At 67.6% G+C, this 18550-nt stretch carries 21 protein-coding genes and 1 tRNA gene; 14 read left to right on the top strand and 8 right to left on the bottom strand.

Annotated elements, in window-relative coordinates; all coding sequences use genetic code 11:
• The first annotated feature begins 16 nt into the window (after window positions 1-16).
• The 4 genes from DS837_RS13730 to DS837_RS13720 all read left to right on the top strand — a co-directional run bounded on the left by DS837_RS13730 (window position 17) and on the right by DS837_RS13720 (window position 2180).
• Entirely contained in the window at window positions 17-349 is a 333-nt protein-coding gene (locus DS837_RS13730; RefSeq protein WP_149165267.1) for an HNH endonuclease, read from the top strand.
• A gap of 89 nt (window positions 350-438) precedes the next feature.
• The gene (locus tag DS837_RS13725; protein WP_149165266.1) at window positions 439-1617 is read left to right on the top strand and encodes an NAD(P)/FAD-dependent oxidoreductase; all 1179 of its coding nucleotides are present in this window, start codon (window positions 439-441) and stop codon (window positions 1615-1617) included.
• A gap of 65 nt (window positions 1618-1682) precedes the next feature.
• Window positions 1683-1838 carry a hypothetical protein gene (locus DS837_RS32070; protein WP_014197509.1) on the top strand — a complete coding sequence of 52 codons (156 nt, stop codon included), beginning with the start codon at window positions 1683-1685 and terminating at the stop codon, window positions 1836-1838.
• 90 nt (window positions 1839-1928) lie between these two features.
• Window positions 1929-2180, top strand: coding sequence for a hypothetical protein (locus tag DS837_RS13720; protein ID WP_149165265.1), 252 nt, complete (start codon window positions 1929-1931; stop codon window positions 2178-2180).
• Window positions 2181-2341: 161 nt separating this feature from the next.
• Here DS837_RS13720 and DS837_RS13715 read toward each other — a convergent pair.
• A tRNA-Ser gene (locus DS837_RS13715) sits at window positions 2342-2435 on the bottom strand.
• A 198-nt stretch (window positions 2436-2633) separates the two neighbouring features.
• Between DS837_RS13715 and DS837_RS13710 the strand changes: the two genes are divergently transcribed.
• Window positions 2634-2867: a hypothetical protein gene (locus DS837_RS13710; RefSeq protein WP_149165264.1), complete on the top strand. Its 234-nt coding sequence runs from the start codon at window positions 2634-2636 to the stop codon at window positions 2865-2867.
• Window positions 2868-2886: 19 nt separating this feature from the next.
• Here the strand turns inward: DS837_RS13710 and DS837_RS13705 are convergent, their stop codons facing one another.
• The 4 genes from DS837_RS13705 to gatC form a co-directional block, all read right to left on the bottom strand.
• A complete protein-coding gene (locus DS837_RS13705; RefSeq protein WP_149165263.1) occupies window positions 2887-5001 on the bottom strand; it encodes a PAS domain S-box protein in 2115 nt (704 codons plus the stop codon).
• Window positions 5002-5099: 98 nt separating this feature from the next.
• Window positions 5100-6551 (bottom strand): Asp-tRNA(Asn)/Glu-tRNA(Gln) amidotransferase subunit GatB, encoded by a 1452-nt coding sequence (gene gatB / locus DS837_RS13700; RefSeq protein ID WP_149165262.1) that lies wholly within the window; start codon window positions 6549-6551, stop codon window positions 5100-5102.
• Between the two features lie 21 nt (window positions 6552-6572).
• Entirely contained in the window at window positions 6573-8054 is a 1482-nt protein-coding gene (gene gatA, locus DS837_RS13695) for an Asp-tRNA(Asn)/Glu-tRNA(Gln) amidotransferase subunit GatA (RefSeq protein WP_149165261.1), read from the bottom strand.
• Window positions 8054-8341, bottom strand: a complete 288-nt coding sequence (gene gatC / locus DS837_RS13690; RefSeq protein WP_149165260.1) for an Asp-tRNA(Asn)/Glu-tRNA(Gln) amidotransferase subunit GatC — start codon at window positions 8339-8341, stop codon at window positions 8054-8056. Before gatC ends, gatA begins: the two co-directional genes overlap by 1 nt.
• A gap of 265 nt (window positions 8342-8606) precedes the next feature.
• On the opposite strand from gatC, the gene DS837_RS13685 reads away from it, so the two are divergent.
• Window positions 8607-10283, top strand: coding sequence for a methyl-accepting chemotaxis protein (locus DS837_RS13685; RefSeq protein WP_149165259.1), 1677 nt, complete (start codon window positions 8607-8609; stop codon window positions 10281-10283).
• A 37-nt stretch (window positions 10284-10320) separates the two neighbouring features.
• On the opposite strand, the gene DS837_RS13680 is transcribed toward DS837_RS13685, so the two are convergent.
• Window positions 10321-10860 (bottom strand): GNAT family N-acetyltransferase, encoded by a 540-nt coding sequence (locus DS837_RS13680; protein ID WP_149165258.1) that lies wholly within the window; start codon window positions 10858-10860, stop codon window positions 10321-10323.
• 135 nt (window positions 10861-10995) lie between these two features.
• Between DS837_RS13680 and ruvX the strand changes: the two genes are divergently transcribed.
• The 3 genes from ruvX (at window position 10996) to DS837_RS13665 (ending at window position 13467) form a co-directional block, all read left to right on the top strand.
• Window positions 10996-11574 carry a Holliday junction resolvase RuvX gene (gene ruvX, locus DS837_RS13675; protein WP_149165257.1) on the top strand — a complete coding sequence of 193 codons (579 nt, stop codon included), beginning with the start codon at window positions 10996-10998 and terminating at the stop codon, window positions 11572-11574.
• Window positions 11575-11581: 7 nt separating this feature from the next.
• Window positions 11582-12511 (top strand): AEC family transporter, encoded by a 930-nt coding sequence (locus tag DS837_RS13670; protein ID WP_149165256.1) that lies wholly within the window; start codon window positions 11582-11584, stop codon window positions 12509-12511.
• A gap of 80 nt (window positions 12512-12591) precedes the next feature.
• On the top strand, window positions 12592-13467 hold the full coding sequence (locus DS837_RS13665; protein WP_149165255.1) for a hypothetical protein: 876 nt from the start codon (window positions 12592-12594) through the stop codon (window positions 13465-13467).
• A gap of 28 nt (window positions 13468-13495) precedes the next feature.
• Here DS837_RS13665 and DS837_RS13660 read toward each other — a convergent pair whose 3' ends face one another.
• Window positions 13496-13909, bottom strand: coding sequence for a GFA family protein (locus tag DS837_RS13660; protein WP_149165254.1), 414 nt, complete (start codon window positions 13907-13909; stop codon window positions 13496-13498).
• Between the two features lie 36 nt (window positions 13910-13945).
• Window positions 13946-14188, bottom strand: coding sequence for a DUF1127 domain-containing protein (locus DS837_RS13655; protein ID WP_149165253.1), 243 nt, complete (start codon window positions 14186-14188; stop codon window positions 13946-13948).
• Between the two features lie 163 nt (window positions 14189-14351).
• Between DS837_RS13655 and DS837_RS13650 the strand changes: the two genes are divergently transcribed.
• From DS837_RS13650 to DS837_RS13630, 5 genes are read left to right on the top strand one after another with little or no spacing between them, the layout of a single operon-like run.
• Window positions 14352-15305: a transcriptional regulator GcvA gene (locus tag DS837_RS13650; protein ID WP_149165252.1), complete on the top strand. Its 954-nt coding sequence runs from the start codon at window positions 14352-14354 to the stop codon at window positions 15303-15305.
• Window positions 15306-15335: 30 nt separating this feature from the next.
• A complete protein-coding gene (locus tag DS837_RS13645) occupies window positions 15336-15692 on the top strand; it encodes a DUF6152 family protein (protein ID WP_149165251.1) in 357 nt (118 codons plus the stop codon).
• 15 nt (window positions 15693-15707) lie between these two features.
• A complete protein-coding gene (locus DS837_RS13640) occupies window positions 15708-16214 on the top strand; it encodes a hypothetical protein (protein WP_149165250.1) in 507 nt (168 codons plus the stop codon).
• A 57-nt stretch (window positions 16215-16271) separates the two neighbouring features.
• Complete coding sequence (locus DS837_RS13635; protein WP_149165249.1) at window positions 16272-17249, top strand: aspartate carbamoyltransferase catalytic subunit; 978 nt, start codon at window positions 16272-16274, stop codon at window positions 17247-17249.
• Window positions 17242-18549: a dihydroorotase gene (locus DS837_RS13630; protein ID WP_149165248.1), complete on the top strand. Its 1308-nt coding sequence runs from the start codon at window positions 17242-17244 to the stop codon at window positions 18547-18549. Before DS837_RS13635 ends, DS837_RS13630 begins: the two co-directional genes overlap by 8 nt.
• Window position 18550: the final 1 nt, after the last annotated feature.

Raw genomic sequence — 18550 nt, 5'->3', positions numbered from 1 at the left:
TCCTGGAGCCTCCGCCATGCCCGTCAGCCCCGACGACTACCGCCTCATGGACGTGCTGCAGGGTGGGCTCTGCTTCTATTGCAGGGAGCCGGTGGGCACTAAGGCGACTTTCGACCATCTGATTCCGCTGGCCTATGGCGGACTCGACGCGGCGCCGAACGTCGTTCTGGCGCACCGCCGCTGCAACCAGCGCAAGGCCGACCGCCTGCCGACGGCGGAGGAGATCGAGCGTTTCGTCACCCAGCGTCGCCGCAGCCGGCTTGGCGTCTGGCCGCCCCTGCTGGCTCTGCGCGACGCCGAGTCGGGTGACGAGTGGATGACCGTCGCCCGCGCCATCGCCGGGCTGTGAGCCCCGGCCCTATTGAGCCCTCTTGACGGCGGCCCCGCCTTCTGGCCCGATCACCGGAACGATAAACAAGGTTAATTCGGGAGCGTTCGATGGCGGATCGGTACGACGTCGTGATCGTCGGCGGTGGTGTGATGGGCTGCGCGGTGGCCTATTTCCTGGCGAGCGACCCCGGCTTCGGCGGCAGCGTGGCGGTGGTGGAGCGGGATCCGACCTACCAGCGCGCCTCCTCCGCCCTGTCGGCCAGCTCGATCCGTCAGCAGTTCTCGACCCCGGCGAACATCGCCCTGTCGCAGTTCGGCCTCTCCTTCATCCGCAACGCGACAGAACATCTGTCTGTGGACGGCGACCCGGTGGATCTAGGTCTGCGCGAGCCGGGCTATCTCTATCTGGCGACCGGCGCCGGGGCGGACATCCTGCGCCGGAACAACGCCATCCAGCTCTCCTGCGGCGCCGACATCGCCCTGCTGTCGCCGGAGGAGCTGGCCGCCCGCTTCCCCTGGCTGTCGGTGGAAGGGATCGCGCTGGGCTCGCTGGGACTGTCCGGGGAGGGCTGGTTCGACGGCTACAGCCTGATGCAGGCCTTCCGCCGCAAGGCCAAGGCGCTGGGCGTCGCCATGATTGCCGGGGAAGTCGCGGGCATCGACACCGCCGACGGCAAGGTCACCGCGGTGCGTCTGGCCGACGGCCGGCGGCTGTCCTGCGGGGTGGCGGTCAACGCCGCCGGGCCGCAGGCCCGCCACGTCGCCACCATGACCGGGGTGGACCTGCCGGTGTCGGCGCGCAAGCGCTGCGTCTTCGTGTTCGACTGCCGCGAGGAGCTTCCCGGCTGCCCGCTGGTCATCGACCCGTCCGGCGTGTGGTTCAGGCCCGAGGGCAAGCAGTTCATCTGCGGCGCCCCGCCGCCCGCCGATCGCGACCCGGATACCGACGACCTGACGGTGGAGCACGACCTGTTCGAGGAGATGATGTGGCCGGCGCTGGCCGAACGCGTCCCCGCCTTCGAGGCGATCAAGGTCACCACCGCCTGGGCCGGCTTCTACGAATACAACGAGATCGACCAGAACGCTGTCATCGGGCCGCATCCGGAGCTTCGCAACTTCCTGTTCTGCAACGGCTTCAGCGGCCATGGCCTGCAACAGGCGCCGGGCGCCGGACGTGGGCTGGCGGAATTGATCGCGACCGGCGCCTTCCGCAGCCTGAACCTGTCGGCCTTCGCCTACGACCGTCTGGTAGAGAACCGCCCCCTGTTGGAGACGAATGTGATCTGAGGGAACGGGCGCGAGCCTGGCCGGTTGATGGGGTGACCATTCCGAACGGAGCATGAGGCCCCGCGATGAAGCAGCCCCACACCGAAGAGACCGTCAAGCACACCGACGACCAGCAGAACACCGGCAACCACAAGAAGCCGGATGCTCCCGACGCCAAGGGCGCCGACCGCTTCGGCGGCACCCGCAAGGGCGCCGAGAATGTGGAGCCGACCAAGGACTGATGGCGGCCTGAAGGGCTTGCACCGGTGGGGGCGGACGTGCCACATCCCCTGGCGCGTCCGTCTCCACTCCGCAGGCCGGGAGCCTCTCCCATGGCTCACGCCATGTTCAAACGCTACAAGATTCTGTTCACCCGTCCCCTGCCCGGCCTGCGTCCGGGCCGGCCCGAGCGCGACGCCATGGTGGAGCGGGTCAAGCGCTTCGCCAGCCAGAACGGCATGGCCGGCGACCTGCACGCGATTGCGCCCAACGCCGGCTTCGGCATCCTGGAAATCCAGTGCACGGACAAGCTGGCCCGCCGCCTGAGCGACCTGTCCGAGGTCGAATCCGTTTTGGAGGCGTAGGCGCCGAACCGTCAGATCTCCACAATTAGCGGCAACCTGGAAGTGACGGAGCACTGTCCCGGGTGCATTCCGACCGACACCGGCGCGCGCAACGGTTTCTCCTGGGTTGCATCCCCAGGAAACCGCCAAATCAGCCAGCTAAGTATTTGATTTGAAAGGAATGGCGGAGGGGATGGGATTCGAACCCACGATAGGGGTTTGAGCCCCTATAACGGTTTAGCAAACCGCCGCCTTCAGCCTCTCGGCCACCCCTCCTACCGGGTCGACGCTCTGTGGCGCCGCTGGCGTGGGTGCGTTCTAACGATCCGAATGGGGCCTGTCAACGCTTACTCGCCAAAAATTTGGAACGAGCCAGAAAAGAACGAAATCTGTATAAAATTTTATGTACTTTTTAGAAAATCAAAGGTAGTTTACCACCAGAACGCGATAGCAATCTTTGGTCAGGGGGACGCCATGAGCTTGTCACGCCGCTGCGCCGAAACGCTGATCGATCTGGTCGAGATCAAGCTGAGCTGCTTGGAGATCACCGACCGCGAGGACCTTCGCGAAAAGGAACTGCTATTGCGCTGTGTTGAGGAACTGAAGGCGGAAGCGCGCGGCGAAAATGGGGCCACAGCCGCATTCGAGGCGCCCAAGCGGCGTGGTCGCAGGCCCAAGCATTTGCAGATCCAAGATCTCCACGCCTAGCGAGATCCGTCGGCAGTCATCAGACCGGCACCACCGGCCCCGGCCGAGGCGCCTGCACCGTCGGCATGGCGGCCTCCCGTGCGATGCGGCGAGGCAGACGCAGGGTGAAGCCCGTGCCGTACCCGGTCGCCGACCGCACCGCCACCGTACCGCCCAGCACGCCTGTCACCGTACTCTGCACGATGTGCAGGCCGAGCCCCGAGCCCCCCTCGCCGCGCTTGGTCGTGAAAAAGGGTTCGAACACCTTTTGCAGATGATCCTCGGGGATGCCGGCCCCGTCGTCGGAAAAGTCAATGACGACATGATCGCCGCCGTCCGCACGGACCGCGATCCGGATGGTCCCCCGTTGCTTCTCGTCATAGGCGTGAATCAACGCGTTGATCACGAGGTTGGTCAGCACTTGGCTCAGCGCGCCGGGAAAGCTGTCCATCTCAAGCCCCTCCGGACAGTCCACCTCGACCGTCACCTGCGTGCGTTTCAAGCGCGGCCGCAAGGAAAACAGCACCTCGTCGACGTAGGTCCGCAGATCGAAGGACCGCCACTCGCCGGACGTTTGGTCCACCGCCACCTGTTTGAAGCTCTGCACCAGCGCCGCCGCCCGGTTCATGTTCGAAACGAGCAGACGGGCGGCCTCCATCACCGTGTCCAGATACTCGGCCAGGATGGTCTTCTTCAACGTGCCCGAATCGAAACGGACGCGCAGGTCGCGGGCCTGTTCGGCGATGTGGCTGGCGGCGGTGAGGCCGATGCCGATGGGGGTGTTGATTTCGTGCGCGACCCCGGCGACCAATTGGCCCAGCGAGGCCATGGCCTCCGCCTGGATCAGGCTTTCCTGGGCGGCACGCAGGTCGGCCAGAGCGCGCTCCGCCTCGTCGCGGGCAGCCGCCATGGCAGCCTCCGCCGCCTTGCGGTCGTTGATGTCGTAGAGCCAAGTCAGCAGCGCCGGCTCCCCGTCCATCTCAATCTCGCCCCAGCTCGACAGCACCCAGACGATCGTTCCGTCCGGCTTGCGGAAGCGCACCTCGGCGTCGCGGAACGGGCCTTCCCGTTCGAAGCGGTCGATCAGGGCCTGGCGGTCCGCCGGGTCGGCGTACAGCCGCTCGGCGGGCATCGGCAGCAGGTCGTCGCGCGACCGGCCTAGAATGATCTCCGACTGCGTGTTGCAGAACACCAGCAGACCATCGCGGCGCGTGATGTTCACGGCGATGGGGCTGGCCTCCAGGATCCGCAGCAGCCGTTCCTTGCCGGCACGGACCTCCTCCTCCTGCCGGCGGCGCTCGGTGATGTCGGTCATGATGCCGACGTAGCGCACCGCCTGCCCGGCACCGTCGCGAATCGCCCGCCCCTGAGCAGCGATCCACATCCAGCCGCCGTCGGCGCGGCACAGCCGATAATCATAGGCGTAGGCCGCCGTCTCGCCCCGCAGATGGGCATCGATGGTGGTCAGCACGCGCCGCCGGTCGTCGGGATGCAGACGCAATTCCCAAAAGTCGGCGGGCATCTCCGGTGGCTCGGCGTAGCCCAGCATGCGCGGAAAGCTGTCGGACCACCAGCAGGTCCCCCGCTGGATGTCGGTGTCCCACACCGCCGCACCGGTGGCGTCCAACGCCATCTCCAGGCGGTCGGCCAGATCGCGGCGCACCGCGTCGGCCTTCTTCTGCTCCGTCAGGTCGTAAAACCAGCTGATGTGGCAGCGCTGCCCCTCGAAGTCGATGACCGTCGAACTCAGCGACCCCATGCAGGTTTCGCCGTTGCCGCGGCGCAGCAACACCTCCTGTCCGTCGAAAAGGCCATCGGCGTAGAGACGGTCGATGGCGGTCCGGCGGTCCCGCGGGTCATGATAGAGCGGCCACATGCCGTCGCGCCGGAGTTGCTCGCCGCTGACTTTGAAACAGGTGATGGCGCTGGGGCTGTGGTAGAGATTGTCGCCGTCGCGCGTGTTGATGAGAACGCCGATGGGAGCGGTGTCCAGGATGGCGCGCAGCCGGTCCTCCGTCGCGCCGGAGGCGTTTGAAAGGCTCCCTTCTGAAGGCCTTGCTCCCATGCGCCGCGCCGCCAGAAAACCGGCGAGAAATCCGGCCAGGAGACCGGCGCACAGCGCAAGCAGCGCCACCGTCAGCGAATTTGCAATCATTGGGCCTCCCGCCGGCCCCAATTGAAACCGACGGGAGAACAAAATCAACGGTTATGACGCCGCACCATGCCATGACATGGCGCCACAACCGTCGCCAATCAGCCTTTCAGCTTGGTCATCAGGATTTCATTGACCAGGGCTGGGTTCGCCTTGCCCTGGGTCGCCTTCATGACCTGACCGACGAAGAAGCCGAACAGCTTGTCCTTGCCCGAGCGGAACTCGGCCACCTTGTCGGCGTTGGCGGCCAGCACGGCGTCGATGGACGACTCGATGGCCCCGGTGTCGGTGACCTGGCGCAGGCCCTTCTTCTCGACGATGTCGGCCGGCTTCTCGCCGGTTTCGAACATCGCCTCGAACACCTCCTTGGCGATTCGGCCGGAGATGGTGTTGTCGGCGATCAGGTCGATCAGGCCACCGAGGTTTTCCGCCGAGACGGGGCTCTCCTCGATCTCCTTGCCGGCCTTGTTCAGATAGCCGAACAGCTCGCCGGTGACCCAGTTGGCGGCCAGCTTCGGGTCGCGGCCCTTGGCCACCGCCTCGTAGAAGTCGGCGCGGGCCTTCTCCGACACCAGCACGTTGGCGTCATAGGGCGACAGCTTGTACTCGCTGATGAAGCGGGCCTTCTTGTCGTCCGGCAGTTCCGGCAGGGTCTTCTTGATGTCCTCGACCCAATCCGGATCCAGTTCCAGCGGCAGCAGGTCGGGATCGGGGAAGTAGCGGTAATCGTGCGCTTCCTCCTTGGAGCGCATGGAGCGGGTCACGAACTTGGTCGTGTCCCACAGGCGCGTCTCCTGGTCGATCTTGCCGCCCTCCTCGATGATCTCGATTTGGCGGCGCGCCTCGTACTCGATCGCCTGCATGACGAAGCGGATCGAGTTGACGTTCTTGATCTCGCAGCGCGTGCCGAAGGGCGCGCCCGGCTTGCGCACCGACACGTTGACGTCGCAGCGCATGGAGCCTTCCTCCATGTTGCCGTCGCAGGTGCCGAGGTAGCGCAGGATGGAGCGCAGCTTGCGCACATAGGCGCCGGCCTCCTCCGCGGTGCGCATGTCCGGCTCCGACACGATCTCCATCAGCGCCACGCCCGACCGGTTCAGGTCGATGTAGGTCTTGGCGGGGTGCTGGTCGTGCAGCGACTTGCCGGCGTCCTGCTCCAGGTGCAGGCGCGTCACGCCGACCGTGCGAGACGAGCCGTCCGGCAGGTCCAGAACGATCTCGCCCTTGCCGACGATGGGCTGCAGATACTGGCTGATCTGATAGCCCTGCGGCAGGTCGGCGTAGAAGTAGTTCTTGCGGTCGAACACCGAGTGCAGGTTGATCTGCGCCTTCAGCCCCAGGCCGGTGCGCACCGCCTGCTCGATGCAACGCTCGTTGATGACGGGCAGCATGCCGGGAAAGGCGGCATCGACGAAGCTGACCTGGCTGTTCGGCTCCGCGCCGAAGGCGGTGGCGGCGCCGGAGAACAGCTTGGCGTTCGAGATGACCTGGGCGTGGACCTCCAGCCCGATCACGATTTCCCAATCGCCCGTTTCGCCCTGAATGTACGACATCGGTCTCTTCTCTCGTCCGGCTCAGGCCATGAACGGCGGGGTGGCGGTGACGGCGGCGGCCTTCTCGATGACCTGACCGACGCGCAGGACGGTTTCCTCATCGAAGGGCCGGCCCAGGAGCTGGAGCCCCAGCGGCAGCCCGTCCGACCCGACGCCCGCCGGAACCGACATGCCCGGCAGGCCGGCCAGCGAGGCCGGCACCGTGAACACGTCGTTCAGGTACATCTGGATCGGATCGTCCATCTTCTCGCCGATGGCGAAGGCGGTGCTCGGCGCGGTCGGCGTCAGGATGACGTCGCACTGCTTGAACGCCTCGTCGAAGTCCCACTTGATGCGCGTGCGCACCTGACGGGCCTTGTTGTAGTAGGCGTCGTAATAGCCCGCCGACAGCACGTAGGTGCCGATCAGGATGCGGCGGCGGACCTCCTTGCCGAAGCCGGCGCCGCGGGTGTTCTCGTACATGTCCTTCAGGCTGGCGCCCTCGACCCGCAGACCGTAGCGCAGGCCGTCGTAGCGCGCGAGGTTCGACGACGCCTCGGCCGGAGCGACGATGTAGTAGGTGGCCAGCGCGTACTTGGTGTGCGGCAGGCTGATCTCCACCGGCTCGGCGCCGGCCTGCTTCAGCCATTCGATGCCCTGGTCCCAGATCGCGGCGATCTCGGCGGGCATGCCCTCCACCCGGTATTCCTTGGGAATGCCGACCTTCAGGCCGCGGATGTCACCGGTCAGCGCGGCGCGGAAATCCGGCACCGCCATGTCGACCGAAGTCGAATCCTTCGGGTCGAAGCCGCACATCGAGCGCAGCATGATCGCCGCGTCCTCGACCGTGCGGGTCATCGGGCCGGCCTGATCCAGCGAGGAGGCGAAGGCGACCACGCCCCAGCGCGAGCAGCGGCCGTAGGTCGGCTTGATGCCGACGATGCCGGTGAAGGCGGCGGGCTGGCGGATCGAGCCGCCGGTGTCCGTGCCCGTGGCGCCCAGAGCGGCGCGCGCGGCCACCGCCGCGGCCGAGCCGCCCGACGAGCCGCCGGGGACGATCTGGCGCGACCAGTTGCCGACCTCGCCCGGGCTCCACGGGCTGATGACGTTGCCGTGGTGCGAGGTGATGTTGGCCGAGCCCATGGCGAACTCGTCCAGGTTCACCTTGCCCAGCATGACGGCGCCGTCGCGCCACAGGTTGCTGGTGACGGTGGACTCATACTCCGGCTTGAAGCCGTCGAGGATGTGGCTGGCCGCGGTGGTCGGCACGCCCTTGGTGCAGAACAGGTCCTTCACCGCGATGGGCAGGCCCTCCATCGGGCCGGCCTCGCCCTTGGCGCGGCGGGCGTCGGACGCCTTGGCCATCGCCAGCGCCTGCTCCGGCGTCTCGGTGATGAAGGCGTTCAGCGGGCGGATCGTCTCCACCGCCTTGACGTGGGCCTCGGTCAGCTCGACCGCGGTGAATTCCTTCTTGGCGAGGCCGTCGAGGGCCGCCGCCATGGTCAGATGCGTAAGACCGGTCATCACTCGACCACCTTCGGAACGACGTAGAAGCCTTCGGCCGTCTCCGGGCCGTTGGAGAGGACGGCGTCGCGGTAACCGCCGTCGGTCACCTCGTCCTTGCGGCGGCGCAGCGTCTGCGCGGCCACGCTGGTCATCGGCGGCACGTCCTGCGTGTCGACCTCGCCCAATTGTTCGACGAAGCTCAGGATTTGGCTCAGCTCACCCGCCAGGTGATCCAGTTCATCGTCCGGCACCTTGATGCGGGCCAGATGCGCGATCTTGGCCACGGTGGCCTTGTCGAGCGACATGCCTTCCACTCTCTTCCGAAACGTCTGGAAAAACGGCTTGGAAGCTATCACCCGAATTCTATTACCGCAATGATTCAGGGATATCCCTTCCACCGGCGTGCGCCTCCGGACCGGCGGCGAGAGGCGCCGGGAGGAGAAAGCGCGGCAAAAGGTTCCCAGGGCCGACGCCGCGTGGTGCGTTGACGGGTTCCCTGTTAGATTGCCGAACATACCAGTCAAATTCGCGCCGAAGCCACCTCACCGCACCCAGCCGGGCAGGCTCTCAATGACGGCATCACTGACGCTGGCGAAACGCCTTTTCCTCGGCTTCGGCATCGGCGTGGCGGGCTTTGCCGCCGTCGCCCTGTTCAACAACCTCGCGATGACGCGGCTGAGCGACCTGCAGCAGGAGGGAATGCGGCGGGTCGCCGACGCCACGACCCTGACCGAACTCGCCGGCTATGACGGGCGTCTCTACAAGATCGTGGCCGACGCGCAGATCAACGGTTACAGCCCGCAGCACGCCGAACAGTGGAAGACCGTCCGCCAGAACGCCGAACTCTACATCCGCAAGACCGCCGGGGTGATGGACACGCCGGAAGAGCGCGGTTGGGCGGAAGAGGCGGAGAAGCACTTCGGAGCCGCCGTGGACATCTTCGAGAAGGAGATGCTGCCCATCCTGCGCAGCGGTCCCGCCGACGCACGGACCCGCGCCATGGACGACCGCATCGACGGCGAACTGGCCGCCATGTCGGACCTGTACGAGAAGATCAAGATTTCCACCGCCCGCGAGGCCAGGGAAGCGGACGAGGAGTTTGACGACACCGCCCGGCATTACGGCATGATCGGGGCGTCGATCTCGGTGGCGATGACGGCCATCCTGCTGCTGACCGCGCTGCTGACCACACGTGCGGTGGCCGGGCCGGTGCGCGCCATGACCGAGGCCATGCGCCGGCTGGCCGACGGGGATCTCTCCATCGCCGTTCCCGCGCAGAACCGGCGCGACGAGATCGGCGCGATGGCCAGCGCCATGCTGGTCTTCAAGGACAGCCTCCAGCGCAACCGCGTCATGGAGGAGGAAGCCCGGCAGGCCGACCAGCGCGCAACGGCGGACAGGCGGCGGCTGATGAACGAATTGGCGGACTCCTTCCGGACCGGCGTGCAGGACATGGTCAGCGCCGTCGCGGCGGCGGCGGGGCAACTTCAGGGCAGCGCGCGCAGCATGGCGGCCATCGCCGAACGGACAACGGTCCAGGCATCGTCCGTCGCCGCGGTGACCGAGCAGGCGTCGGACAACGTCCAGACGGTCGCCTCCGCCACTGAGGAACTGAGCGGTTCCATCACCGAGATCGCCGATCAGGTCGACAGCGCCGCGCGCACCAGCCGGACCGCTCTTGAGGAGACGCAGCGCACCAACGCCACGGTGGAAAGCCTGTCCGGCACGGCGGAGCGCATCGGCAGCGTGGTTCAGCTCATCCAGCAGATCGCCTCGCAGACCAACCTGCTGGCGCTGAACGCCACGATCGAGGCCGCCCGTGCCGGTGAGGCCGGCAAGGGCTTCGCCGTCGTCGCCAACGAGGTGAAGGGCCTCGCCAACCAGACCGCGCGCGCGACGGAGGAGATCACGTCCCAGATCCAGGCGATCCAGAAGGAGACCCACGACGCCGTGTCGGCGATCCGCGACATCGCCGACACGGTGCGGCAGGTGAACGACATCGCCGGCGCCATCGCCCTGGCCGTGGAACGCCAGTCCGCGGCGACCGGGGCGATTTCGCGCAATGTCCAGCAGGCCGCCCAAGGCACCGCCGACGCCTCGCGCAGCATCCTGCAGGTGAACGACGCTTCCCGCGAGGCCGGGCAGGCGGCGGCGGATGTGCTGGAGGCCGCCAATAGCCTGGGCAACCATGCCCAGGCCATGCGTCGAGCGGTGGACGAATTCGTCCAGCGCATCCGCAGCGCCTGACCTCGCGAAGGCGCCCGACGCCGGACGTTGGGCCGCGTCAATCTTTGCCGCGTGCCGCGTCCCAACGCGCCCGGTCGATGCGCAGGGTGAAAAGGGCAAGCCGGTCGCCCCAGGGCGCCGTCCGCTCCTCGACGGCGATCGGGACGAATCCCAGCGCGGCGTAGAGAAGAAGTCCCGGGGTGTTGGTGTTGAAGCAACGCAGCACAAGCTCGGGCAAGCCGTGATGGTCGAAGGCGCGGTCCATCATGATGCGCACCAGATGCTTCGCCACGCCGGTTCGCCGAGCCCAGGGCGCCACACTGACATTGCCCAGGCTGGCGCTGCATTCCGCCTCGAAGGTGGCGAAGTTCGCATAGCCGACCACCTCGCCACCGCGCAGCACCACCATGGGATCGCGGCGTACGGCCAGCGAGGCGCGCACCTGTTCCGGGGTCAGCGGCCACGTCGCGCGGGGGAACAGGAAATACAGCTCCTCCCGATCACGGGCGAACCGGCAGATGTTGGGAATGTCGGCATCGGCCAAAGGGCGGTGGCTGAATGCAGCCGCGGGAGTCGGATCGGTGGCGGCGGTGGGCATGGAGGGACTCCGGAATTCACATGCGCTAGAATAAGTATGCCGGAGAACAACTCAAGCAGCTTCGCTGCGCCATTGCACCGCCCAACATCTCCGCCGGGCTTGCCGTTCCGGCAGACGGCTTCTATGGTTCGCGGCATGATCCATACGCTTCCCGAACTGGCCGCCCGCCTGGGCCGGGGCCAGCGCCTGCTCGGCCTCGACGTCGGCACCAAGACCGTCGGCATGGCCGTGTCCGACCCGAACTTCGTCGTCGCCTCGCCGATCGGCACGCTGAAGCGCACGAAGTTCACCCAGGACGCCCGCGAGCTGTCGCGGACGCTGCGCGATTACGGGATCGGCGGGCTGGTGATCGGGTTGCCGCTGAATATGGATGGGTCGGAGGGGCCACGCGCCGAATCCACCCGCGCCTTCGCCAAGAACCTGATGGAACGGTCCGACCTGCTGGGCTGGGACGCCGAGATCGCCTTCTGGGACGAGCGGCTGTCGACCTCCGCGGTGGAGCGTTTCATGATCGGCGAGGCCGACATGACCCGCAAGCGCCGGGACGAGGTGGTGGACAAGATGGCCGCCGCCTACATCCTGCAAGGCGCGCTGGACGCGCTGGCCCACATTCGGCGGATGGAGCGGGAACAGCGGGAACAGCGGGAACGCGACGAGTACGACAACGACATTGGCGGCGGCAGCGGCCACAGCGGCGACAACGGGGACGCCTGACGGCCCCATGCTGCCCATCGCTGGGGCGCTGGCCCCAATCTTCCTGCTGATCCTGTTCGGCCAGGGGCTGCGCCGCCGCGCCGTGATCCCCGACTCCGCCTGGCCGTCGCTCGACCGGCTGACCTACCTGCTGTTCTTCCCCTGCCTGATCGTGGACGAACTGACGCGGACCGACCTGCGCGCCCTGTCCATGGGTTCGATGGGCGCCACGATGGCGGCGGGGATCTTCGCCGGCGCCGCCCTGGCGCTCGCTGTCCGTCGCCCGATCGGGCTGGACGGGCCGGCCTTCACCTCGGTCTTCCAGGGGGCGATCCGGCCCAACACCTATGTGGGTCTGGCGGGGGCCAGCGCGCTCTACGGCTCCCCCGGGCTGACGCTGACGGCGGTGGGCATCGCCGTGGTGGTGCCGCTGGTCAATCTGCTCTGCGTCACGGCGATGGTGCACTATGGCCGCGTGACGGACGGAGCGCCGCAGCGCAACGGCGTCGGCGCGGTCGTCTCCGGCATCCTGCGCAACCCGATCATCATCGCCGTCGCCATCGGCGCCGCCCTGAACCTGGGCGGGATCGGCCGGATTCCGGTGATCGGGGACGTGGTGGGCATTTTGGCGCGGGCCGCCCTGCCCATGGGATTGCTCTCGGTCGGCGCTGGGCTGGACCTCGCCGCGGCGCGTGGCGCCGGGCTCGGCGTGGCGCTGTCCAGCGTCCTGAAGCTGTTGCTGGTCCCTGCCGCGACGGCGCTCGCCGGGTCCTGGCTGGGGGTGGACGGGCTGCCGCTGACCATCGCGGTGCTGTTCAACGCCCTGCCCTGCTCGGCCAGCTCCTACGTCCTGGCCCGGCAGATGGGCGGCGACCACGCGCTGGTGGCCGGCATCATCACCGTTCAGACGCTGGCTTCCGCCGCGACGCTGCCGCTGGTCATCGCCTTGGCGGGCTGACGATCCATCGCCTTTAATGGTTCGTTAGGCGCCGGCCACGATACTACCCTGAATGGTTTATTCTTGAGGCTTACACAGCCATGACCATTCCTCCCGCAGCGACCCACAGCCCAAGCCCGTCCTTTGCCGCGTTGGGGAAGGTTTCAGGACATGGTCCGGTTGCGGCGGCCGCCCCGTCGGCGGAACCGCCCTCCTCCGGGCCTGTGGACACGGTCAGCCTCTCCACCGAGGCGCAATTTCGGATGAGCAACGCGACGAGGTTCACCGTAACCGCCGACTCGCTGGCTCAAGCCGCGGCGGCCGCGAAGACGGTGCCGGGACTGAACGCCGACGCGGAACGCTTCACACCCGAAGCGATGGCAGCCCATGCCGAGTGGCGGGAGAAGCACACGGACTATAAAGGCAAGGTCCGCGACCTCGTCGACCAGACTTTCGGTCTCAGCGCCGACCGAAACGGTTGGGCGGCGGGCGGAGCCGCGCTGACCGCCATAAGGAACCTGGCGGAAAAGAATGGTCTGATCGAACCGAGAATGCCCCCGGCCGTAGCCAACATGCTGCAGACGACGGGTGAAAGCATGTGGACCGACAAAAGCGGCGGAACCACCGGCATGTTCGACATCGCTTTCCTGCCGAATGGCGCGGAGAAAGGCGGCAACCTCCGCATCCTGTTCGACAGCGCGAAGAAGCCCGGCGCCGACAGCTCTCTGGTCGATTTGAAGAACGGCGGTGCGAACGCTCAAGGCGCCTTGACGAAAATCAGAACCTCGGCGCTTGGCGCGTCGCTGGACAGCGCGGGCGGTTGGAATCCAGGCGGCTCGGCCAACGCCTACGCTCTCACCAACGACACGAACGGCGGCGGCGAAGTCTTCGGCATGGTCATTGCCAACAACGCCGACGATTACGCCAGGGTGAATTCCAAGACCATCCTGGAAACCATCCACAGCCTCCTTGGCTGAGGCTGCCGCAACGGTTTTTCGTGACCGCTCACGGCGGTTCGGGTGCTCCCTGCGGGAAACACTCCAGCCCGTCGTCGATGGCGTAGTAATCGCCCTTGTCCTCAGCATGGATATGCCGCAGCGTCGTCAAACCGGTCGGCTGGTCCAGCGTGCCGGCGGCGATGTCGAACAAGCCCGACTCGTCGCCACTCCAGAACAGCGACGAACCGCAGCGCGAGCAGAAGCCCCGCTGCGCCTTCGCCGAGGAACGGTACCAGGACAGGGTGTCCTGCGCCTCGATGACGACCGTCTCGCGCAGAATGGTGATGTAGGCGCCGAAATGGCCGTGGAAGCGCCGGCACTGGCCGCAGTGGCAGTTCACCACCCCCATGGGCCGCTCGGTCGCCTTGTACCGGACGGCGCCGCACAGGCAACCGCCCGTCAGAACTCCGCTGTCGCTCATCGGTCCGCTCCCGTCCGTTTCCTCGATAGGGGTAGGTCAACCCTGCCAGAAGGGCTTGTCGGCCTCGGTCACCGCGTCGGCGCGGGACAGGCCGATGTCCTGCAACAGATGATCGGGCAAAGCCTCCAACGCGCGACGCTGGCGCCGCCGCTCGTTCCAGGTCGCCACCGTGTCGAACAGGACGACCAGCGTACCGCCAATCCCCTGGCCGGGCCGCTCCCGCGCATCGGTGCGGGTGCTCATGCTGCCGTTCATGCCGTCATTCATGCTCTGGGCCATGACCGCGTCTCCTCTTGTGTCGGTCGTCGGAGCCTGTCGCCCGACGTTCCGGACTGTGTTCCGTGACTGGAGGATGGGCCACCCGGTCCTTGCGCACAAACGACGCTTTCTCATAGTTTGGATTAGGAAAACTAATCCGAAGACAGCCTCCCGGAGTCGCTCCATGGCCCGCCGCCTGCCGCCTCTGAACGCTCTGCGCGCCTTCGAATCCGCCGCCCGCCACCTGTCCTTCACCAAGGCGGCGGAGGAGCTTCACGTCACCCAGGCCGCCGTCAGCCATCAGATCAAGGGGCTGGAGGAATGGCTGGGCATGCCGTTGTTCCGCCGGATGAACCGCGCGTTGATCCTGACGGAGACCGGGCAGTCCTATCTGCCGCCGGTGCGCGACGCCCTCGACACGCTGTCCCAAGCGACGGAGCGGCTGTTCCGCATGGACGGGTCCGGCGCGCTGACCATATCCACCATGCCCAGCTTCGCGGCAAAATGGCTGGTCATGCGGCTGGGCCGCTTCCAGGCCCGCCATCCGGAGCTGGAGGTGCGGCTGCACACCACCCCGCAGCTCGTGGATTTCACCCAGCAAGACGTGGACATCGGCATCCGCTTCGGCGCCGGAAACTGGCCCGGCCTGCGCTGCGAGCGGCTGATGACCGAGGACATCTATCCGGTGTGCAGCCCGTCCCTTCTGACCGGCCCCCGCCCCCTGTGCCGACCGGAGGATCTGCGCCACCATACGCTGCTCCACGACGACTATTTCATCACCTGGGGCACCTGGGGCGAAGCCGCCGGGATCGCCGGGCTGGACCACGCCCGCGGTCCGCGCTTCGACGATTCGGCGCTGCTGCTCCAGGTCGCGGCGGAGGGCGGCGGCGTGGCGCTGGCCCGCGGCGTCCTGGTGGCGGACGACGTGGCTTCCGGGCGGCTGGTCCGGCTGTTCGACGTCCATCTGCCGGGCAACTACGCCTATTATGTCGCCGCCCCGCCCCATTACTTCTCGCGCCCGAAGGTCAAGGCGTTCCGCGACTGGCTGTTCGAGGAGGCCGCCGCCGATCCAGCCGCCGGCCACAGCCGGGCCTTGTCCGCGGCCGAGTCCGCCACAACCTCTTCTCCAGACGCCTGAACAGACGCCTGACCGGGGAAAGGTTGCGCCATGACGCCCGCACGCCCACTCGTCCTCGCCGCCCTCCTGTCCGCTTCGCTGACCTGGCCCGCCGCCGCCCACCACGGCTGGGGCGGTTACGAGTCGGGGCAGGAGATGACGCTGACCGGCACCGTGCAGCAGATCGCCTTCAACAACCCGCACGCCATGCTGAACCTCCAGGCCGACGGCAAGCTCTGGCACGTCGTGCTCGCCCCGCCCAGCCGCATGAGCACGCGCGGCCTGCCCGCCGATTCGATCAAGCCCGGCCAGACCGTGACGGTGGTCGGCTACCCTGCCAAGTCCGACCCGGCGGAGCTGCGGGCGGAGCGCATCACCGCCGCCGACAAGACCATCGAGTTGCGCTGACGCCGGGTTCCGCGCATGGACCACGATCTCGGCCCCACCGGCCCCGGCTGGCTCGTCGCGCTGGAGACGTCCGGGCTCGGCGAGTCGCTGCGCCAGTCGGTCTGGCTCTACCCGCTGGTCGAGATCACGCATATCCTCGGATTCGCGCTTCTGGTCGGGGCGATCCTGGCCTTCGACCTGCGGCTGATCGGGGTTCGTGCGCCGCTGCTGCCGGCGGATGCGCTGGCGCGGTTGCTCCTGCCGGTGGCGGTGATCGGCTTCGCGCTGGCGGTGCCGACCGGCCTCCTCCTCTTCACGACGGAGGCGACGGCGCTGGCCGGCAACCCCGCCTTCCTGGCGAAGCTGGCGCTGATCGGGCTGGCCTTGCTGAACATCCTGGCCTTCCACGGGCTCGCCGGGCGGCGCATGGCAGACTGGAGCCTTGCGGACCGGCCGCCGCCGGGCGCCCGGTTCGCGGGCGCCGCCTCGCTCGCGCTGTGGGTCGGCGCCCTGGCCTGCGGGCGGCTCATAGCCTACGTATAGGAAAAGGTCATAGGGCGCGCTTGCGGGCGTTCGGGACCGCTCCTATAGTCGCGGCCCATGACCGGATCGCCCCATTCCACGACGGTTTTCCCGCACCGCCACCTCCTTGGCATCGAGGGGCTGACGGCAGGCGAGATCACCACCATCCTCGACCTCGCCGACGGCTACGTCGAGCAGAACCGCCAGCCTTCGAAGAAGTCGTCGCTCCTCGACGGGCGGACGATCGTCAACCTGTTCTTCGAGAACTCGACCCGCACCCGCACCAGCTTCGAGCTGGCCGGCAAGCGGCTCGGCGCCGACGTCATCAACATGTCGTCGGACGGCAGCTCGGTGAAGAAGGGCGAGACGCTGATCGACACGGCGATGACGCTGAACGCCATGCACCTCGACGCGCTGGTCGTTCGCCACGCCGATTCGGGGGCGGTGAAGCTGCTGGCCGACAAGGTCAACTGCTCGGTCATCAACGCCGGGGACGGCCACCACGAGCACCCGACGCAAGGGCTCCTGGACGCGCTGGCGATCCGCCGCCGTCTGGGCAGCCTCGACGGGCTGATCGTGGCGATCTGCGGCGACATCCTGCACAGCCGCGTCGCGCGCTCCAACATCCATCTGCTGAACGCCATGGGCGCCCGCGTCCGCGTCGTGGCGCCGCCAACGCTGATCCCCTCGCAGATCGACCGGCTGGGCGTCGAGATCCACCACTCCATGGCGACCGGCCTGAAGGACGCCGATGTGGTGATGATGCTGCGCCTCCAGACCGAGCGGATGAGCGGCCAGTACGTCCCCTCGACCCGCGAATACTTCTACTTCTACGGCCTCGACTACGAGAAGCTGGCGGTGGCGAAGCCGCACGCGGTGGTGATGCATCCCGGCCCGATGAACCGCGGCGTCGAGATCGACTCCGAGGTCGCCGACGACCTTAAGCGCTCCATGATCCTCGATCAGGTGGAACTGGGCGTGGCCGTCCGCATGGCCGTTCTTGATCTCCTCACCCGAGACCCCAATAAAAATGAAGGCCGGGGTTCCAATGCCTAATTCCACCGCACCCCGCGTCGCCTACCGCAACGCCCGCCTGCTCGACCCCGCCAGCGGCCTGGACCAGCGGGGCGACCTGCTGACCGACGGCGCGAAGATCGCCGACTTCGGCCCGTCCCTGTTCGCCGACGGCGTTCCGGAGGGGATCGAGGTCGTGGACCTCCAGGGCCAATGCCTCGCCCCCGGCCTCGTCGACATGCGCGTCCTGATCGGCGAGCCCGGCGAGGAGGAAAAGGACACCATCAAGAGCGCGTCGCGCGCCGCGGTGGCCGGCGGCATCACCGCCGTGGTCCTGCTGCCCAACACCGATCCGGTGACCGACGAGGTGGCGAGCCTGGAGTTCATCGCCCGGCGCGCCCGCGAGGTGCGTCTGGTCAAGGTCTTCGCCTACGCCGCCGCCACCCGCGGGACGGACGGCAACGAGATCACCGAGATGGGCCTGCTGTCCCGCGCCGGAGCCGTAGCCTTCACCGACGGCACCAAGGCGATCGCCAGCGCCAAGGCGATGCGCCGCGCGCTCAGCTACGCCCGCACCTTCGACAAGCTGATCGTCCAGCATCCGGAGGAGCCGAGCCTCGCCAGCGGCGGCATGATGAATTCGGGCGAGCGGGCCACCCGCCTCGGCCTCGTCGGCATCCCGCGGGAGGCCGAGATCATCATGATCGAGCGCGACCTGCGCCTGCTCGAACTCTCCGGCGGCCGGCTGCACTTCGCCCACATCTCGACGGGCGAGTCGGTGGACCTGATCCGCCGCGCCAAGGCGCGCGGGCTCAAGGTCACCTGCGACACCGCCCCCCATTATTTCGCCCTGACCGAGACGGACGTCGGCGATTACCGCACCTTCGCCAAGGTCTCCCCGCCGCTGCGCGGCGAGATGGACCGGCGGGCCATCGTGGAAGGGCTGGCCGACGGCACCATCGACGCCATCGCGTCCGACCACACGCCGCAGGACCAGGATCAGAAGCGCCTGCCCTTCGCCCAGGCCGCCTGCGGCGTGATCGGGCTGGAGACGCTGTTCCCGCTGACGCTGGAGCTGGTGCACAAGGGGGCCATGCCGCTGTTGAAGGCGCTGGCCTGCGTGACCGTGAAGCCGGCCGAACTCCTCGGCCTGCCGCTCGGCCGCATCGCCAAGGGGGCGCCCGCCGACCTGATCGCCTTCGACCTGGACGTGCCGTGGAAGGTGGACGTGACGGCCTTCAAGTCGAAGTCGAAGAACAGCCCCTTCGAGGACCGCCCCGTCCAGGGCCGTCCGCTGCGCACCGTGGTGGACGGGCGCACCGTCTGGCAGTTCGAGGGCTGAC

The organism is Azospirillum brasilense, from assembly GCF_008365405.1.
Taxonomy (GTDB): Bacteria; Pseudomonadota; Alphaproteobacteria; order Azospirillales; family Azospirillaceae; genus Azospirillum; species Azospirillum brasilense_D.
The sequence above is the reverse complement of the archived record's forward strand: the minus strand, read 5'-3'. Positions and strand labels throughout refer to the sequence as shown.

Bases quoted from the DNA above. Each gene is read 5' to 3' on its own strand.
- DS837_RS13730 (WP_149165267.1), top strand. From the start codon at position 17: ATGCCCGTCAGCCCCGACGACTACCGCCTCATGGACGTGCTGCAGGGT.
- DS837_RS13725 (WP_149165266.1), top strand. From the start codon at position 439: ATGGCGGATCGGTACGACGTCGTGATCGTCGGCGGTGGTGTGATGGGC.
- DS837_RS32070 (WP_014197509.1), top strand. From the start codon at position 1,683: ATGAAGCAGCCCCACACCGAAGAGACCGTCAAGCACACCGACGACCAG.
- DS837_RS13720 (WP_149165265.1), top strand. From the start codon at position 1,929: ATGGCTCACGCCATGTTCAAACGCTACAAGATTCTGTTCACCCGTCCC.
- DS837_RS13710 (WP_149165264.1), top strand. From the start codon at position 2,634: ATGAGCTTGTCACGCCGCTGCGCCGAAACGCTGATCGATCTGGTCGAG.
- DS837_RS13705 (WP_149165263.1), bottom strand. From the start codon at position 5,001: ATGATTGCAAATTCGCTGACGGTGGCGCTGCTTGCGCTGTGCGCCGGT.
- gatB (WP_149165262.1), bottom strand. From the start codon at position 6,551: ATGTCGTACATTCAGGGCGAAACGGGCGATTGGGAAATCGTGATCGGG.
- gatA (WP_149165261.1), bottom strand. From the start codon at position 8,054: ATGACCGGTCTTACGCATCTGACCATGGCGGCGGCCCTCGACGGCCTC.
- gatC (WP_149165260.1), bottom strand. From the start codon at position 8,341: ATGTCGCTCGACAAGGCCACCGTGGCCAAGATCGCGCATCTGGCCCGC.
- DS837_RS13685 (WP_149165259.1), top strand. From the start codon at position 8,607: ATGACGGCATCACTGACGCTGGCGAAACGCCTTTTCCTCGGCTTCGGC.
- DS837_RS13680 (WP_149165258.1), bottom strand. From the start codon at position 10,860: ATGCCCACCGCCGCCACCGATCCGACTCCCGCGGCTGCATTCAGCCAC.
- ruvX (WP_149165257.1), top strand. From the start codon at position 10,996: ATGATCCATACGCTTCCCGAACTGGCCGCCCGCCTGGGCCGGGGCCAG.
- DS837_RS13670 (WP_149165256.1), top strand. From the start codon at position 11,582: ATGCTGCCCATCGCTGGGGCGCTGGCCCCAATCTTCCTGCTGATCCTG.
- DS837_RS13665 (WP_149165255.1), top strand. From the start codon at position 12,592: ATGACCATTCCTCCCGCAGCGACCCACAGCCCAAGCCCGTCCTTTGCC.
- DS837_RS13660 (WP_149165254.1), bottom strand. From the start codon at position 13,909: ATGAGCGACAGCGGAGTTCTGACGGGCGGTTGCCTGTGCGGCGCCGTC.
- DS837_RS13655 (WP_149165253.1), bottom strand. From the start codon at position 14,188: ATGGCCCAGAGCATGAATGACGGCATGAACGGCAGCATGAGCACCCGC.
- DS837_RS13650 (WP_149165252.1), top strand. From the start codon at position 14,352: ATGGCCCGCCGCCTGCCGCCTCTGAACGCTCTGCGCGCCTTCGAATCC.
- DS837_RS13645 (WP_149165251.1), top strand. From the start codon at position 15,336: ATGACGCCCGCACGCCCACTCGTCCTCGCCGCCCTCCTGTCCGCTTCG.
- DS837_RS13640 (WP_149165250.1), top strand. From the start codon at position 15,708: ATGGACCACGATCTCGGCCCCACCGGCCCCGGCTGGCTCGTCGCGCTG.
- DS837_RS13635 (WP_149165249.1), top strand. From the start codon at position 16,272: ATGACCGGATCGCCCCATTCCACGACGGTTTTCCCGCACCGCCACCTC.
- DS837_RS13630 (WP_149165248.1), top strand. From the start codon at position 17,242: ATGCCTAATTCCACCGCACCCCGCGTCGCCTACCGCAACGCCCGCCTG.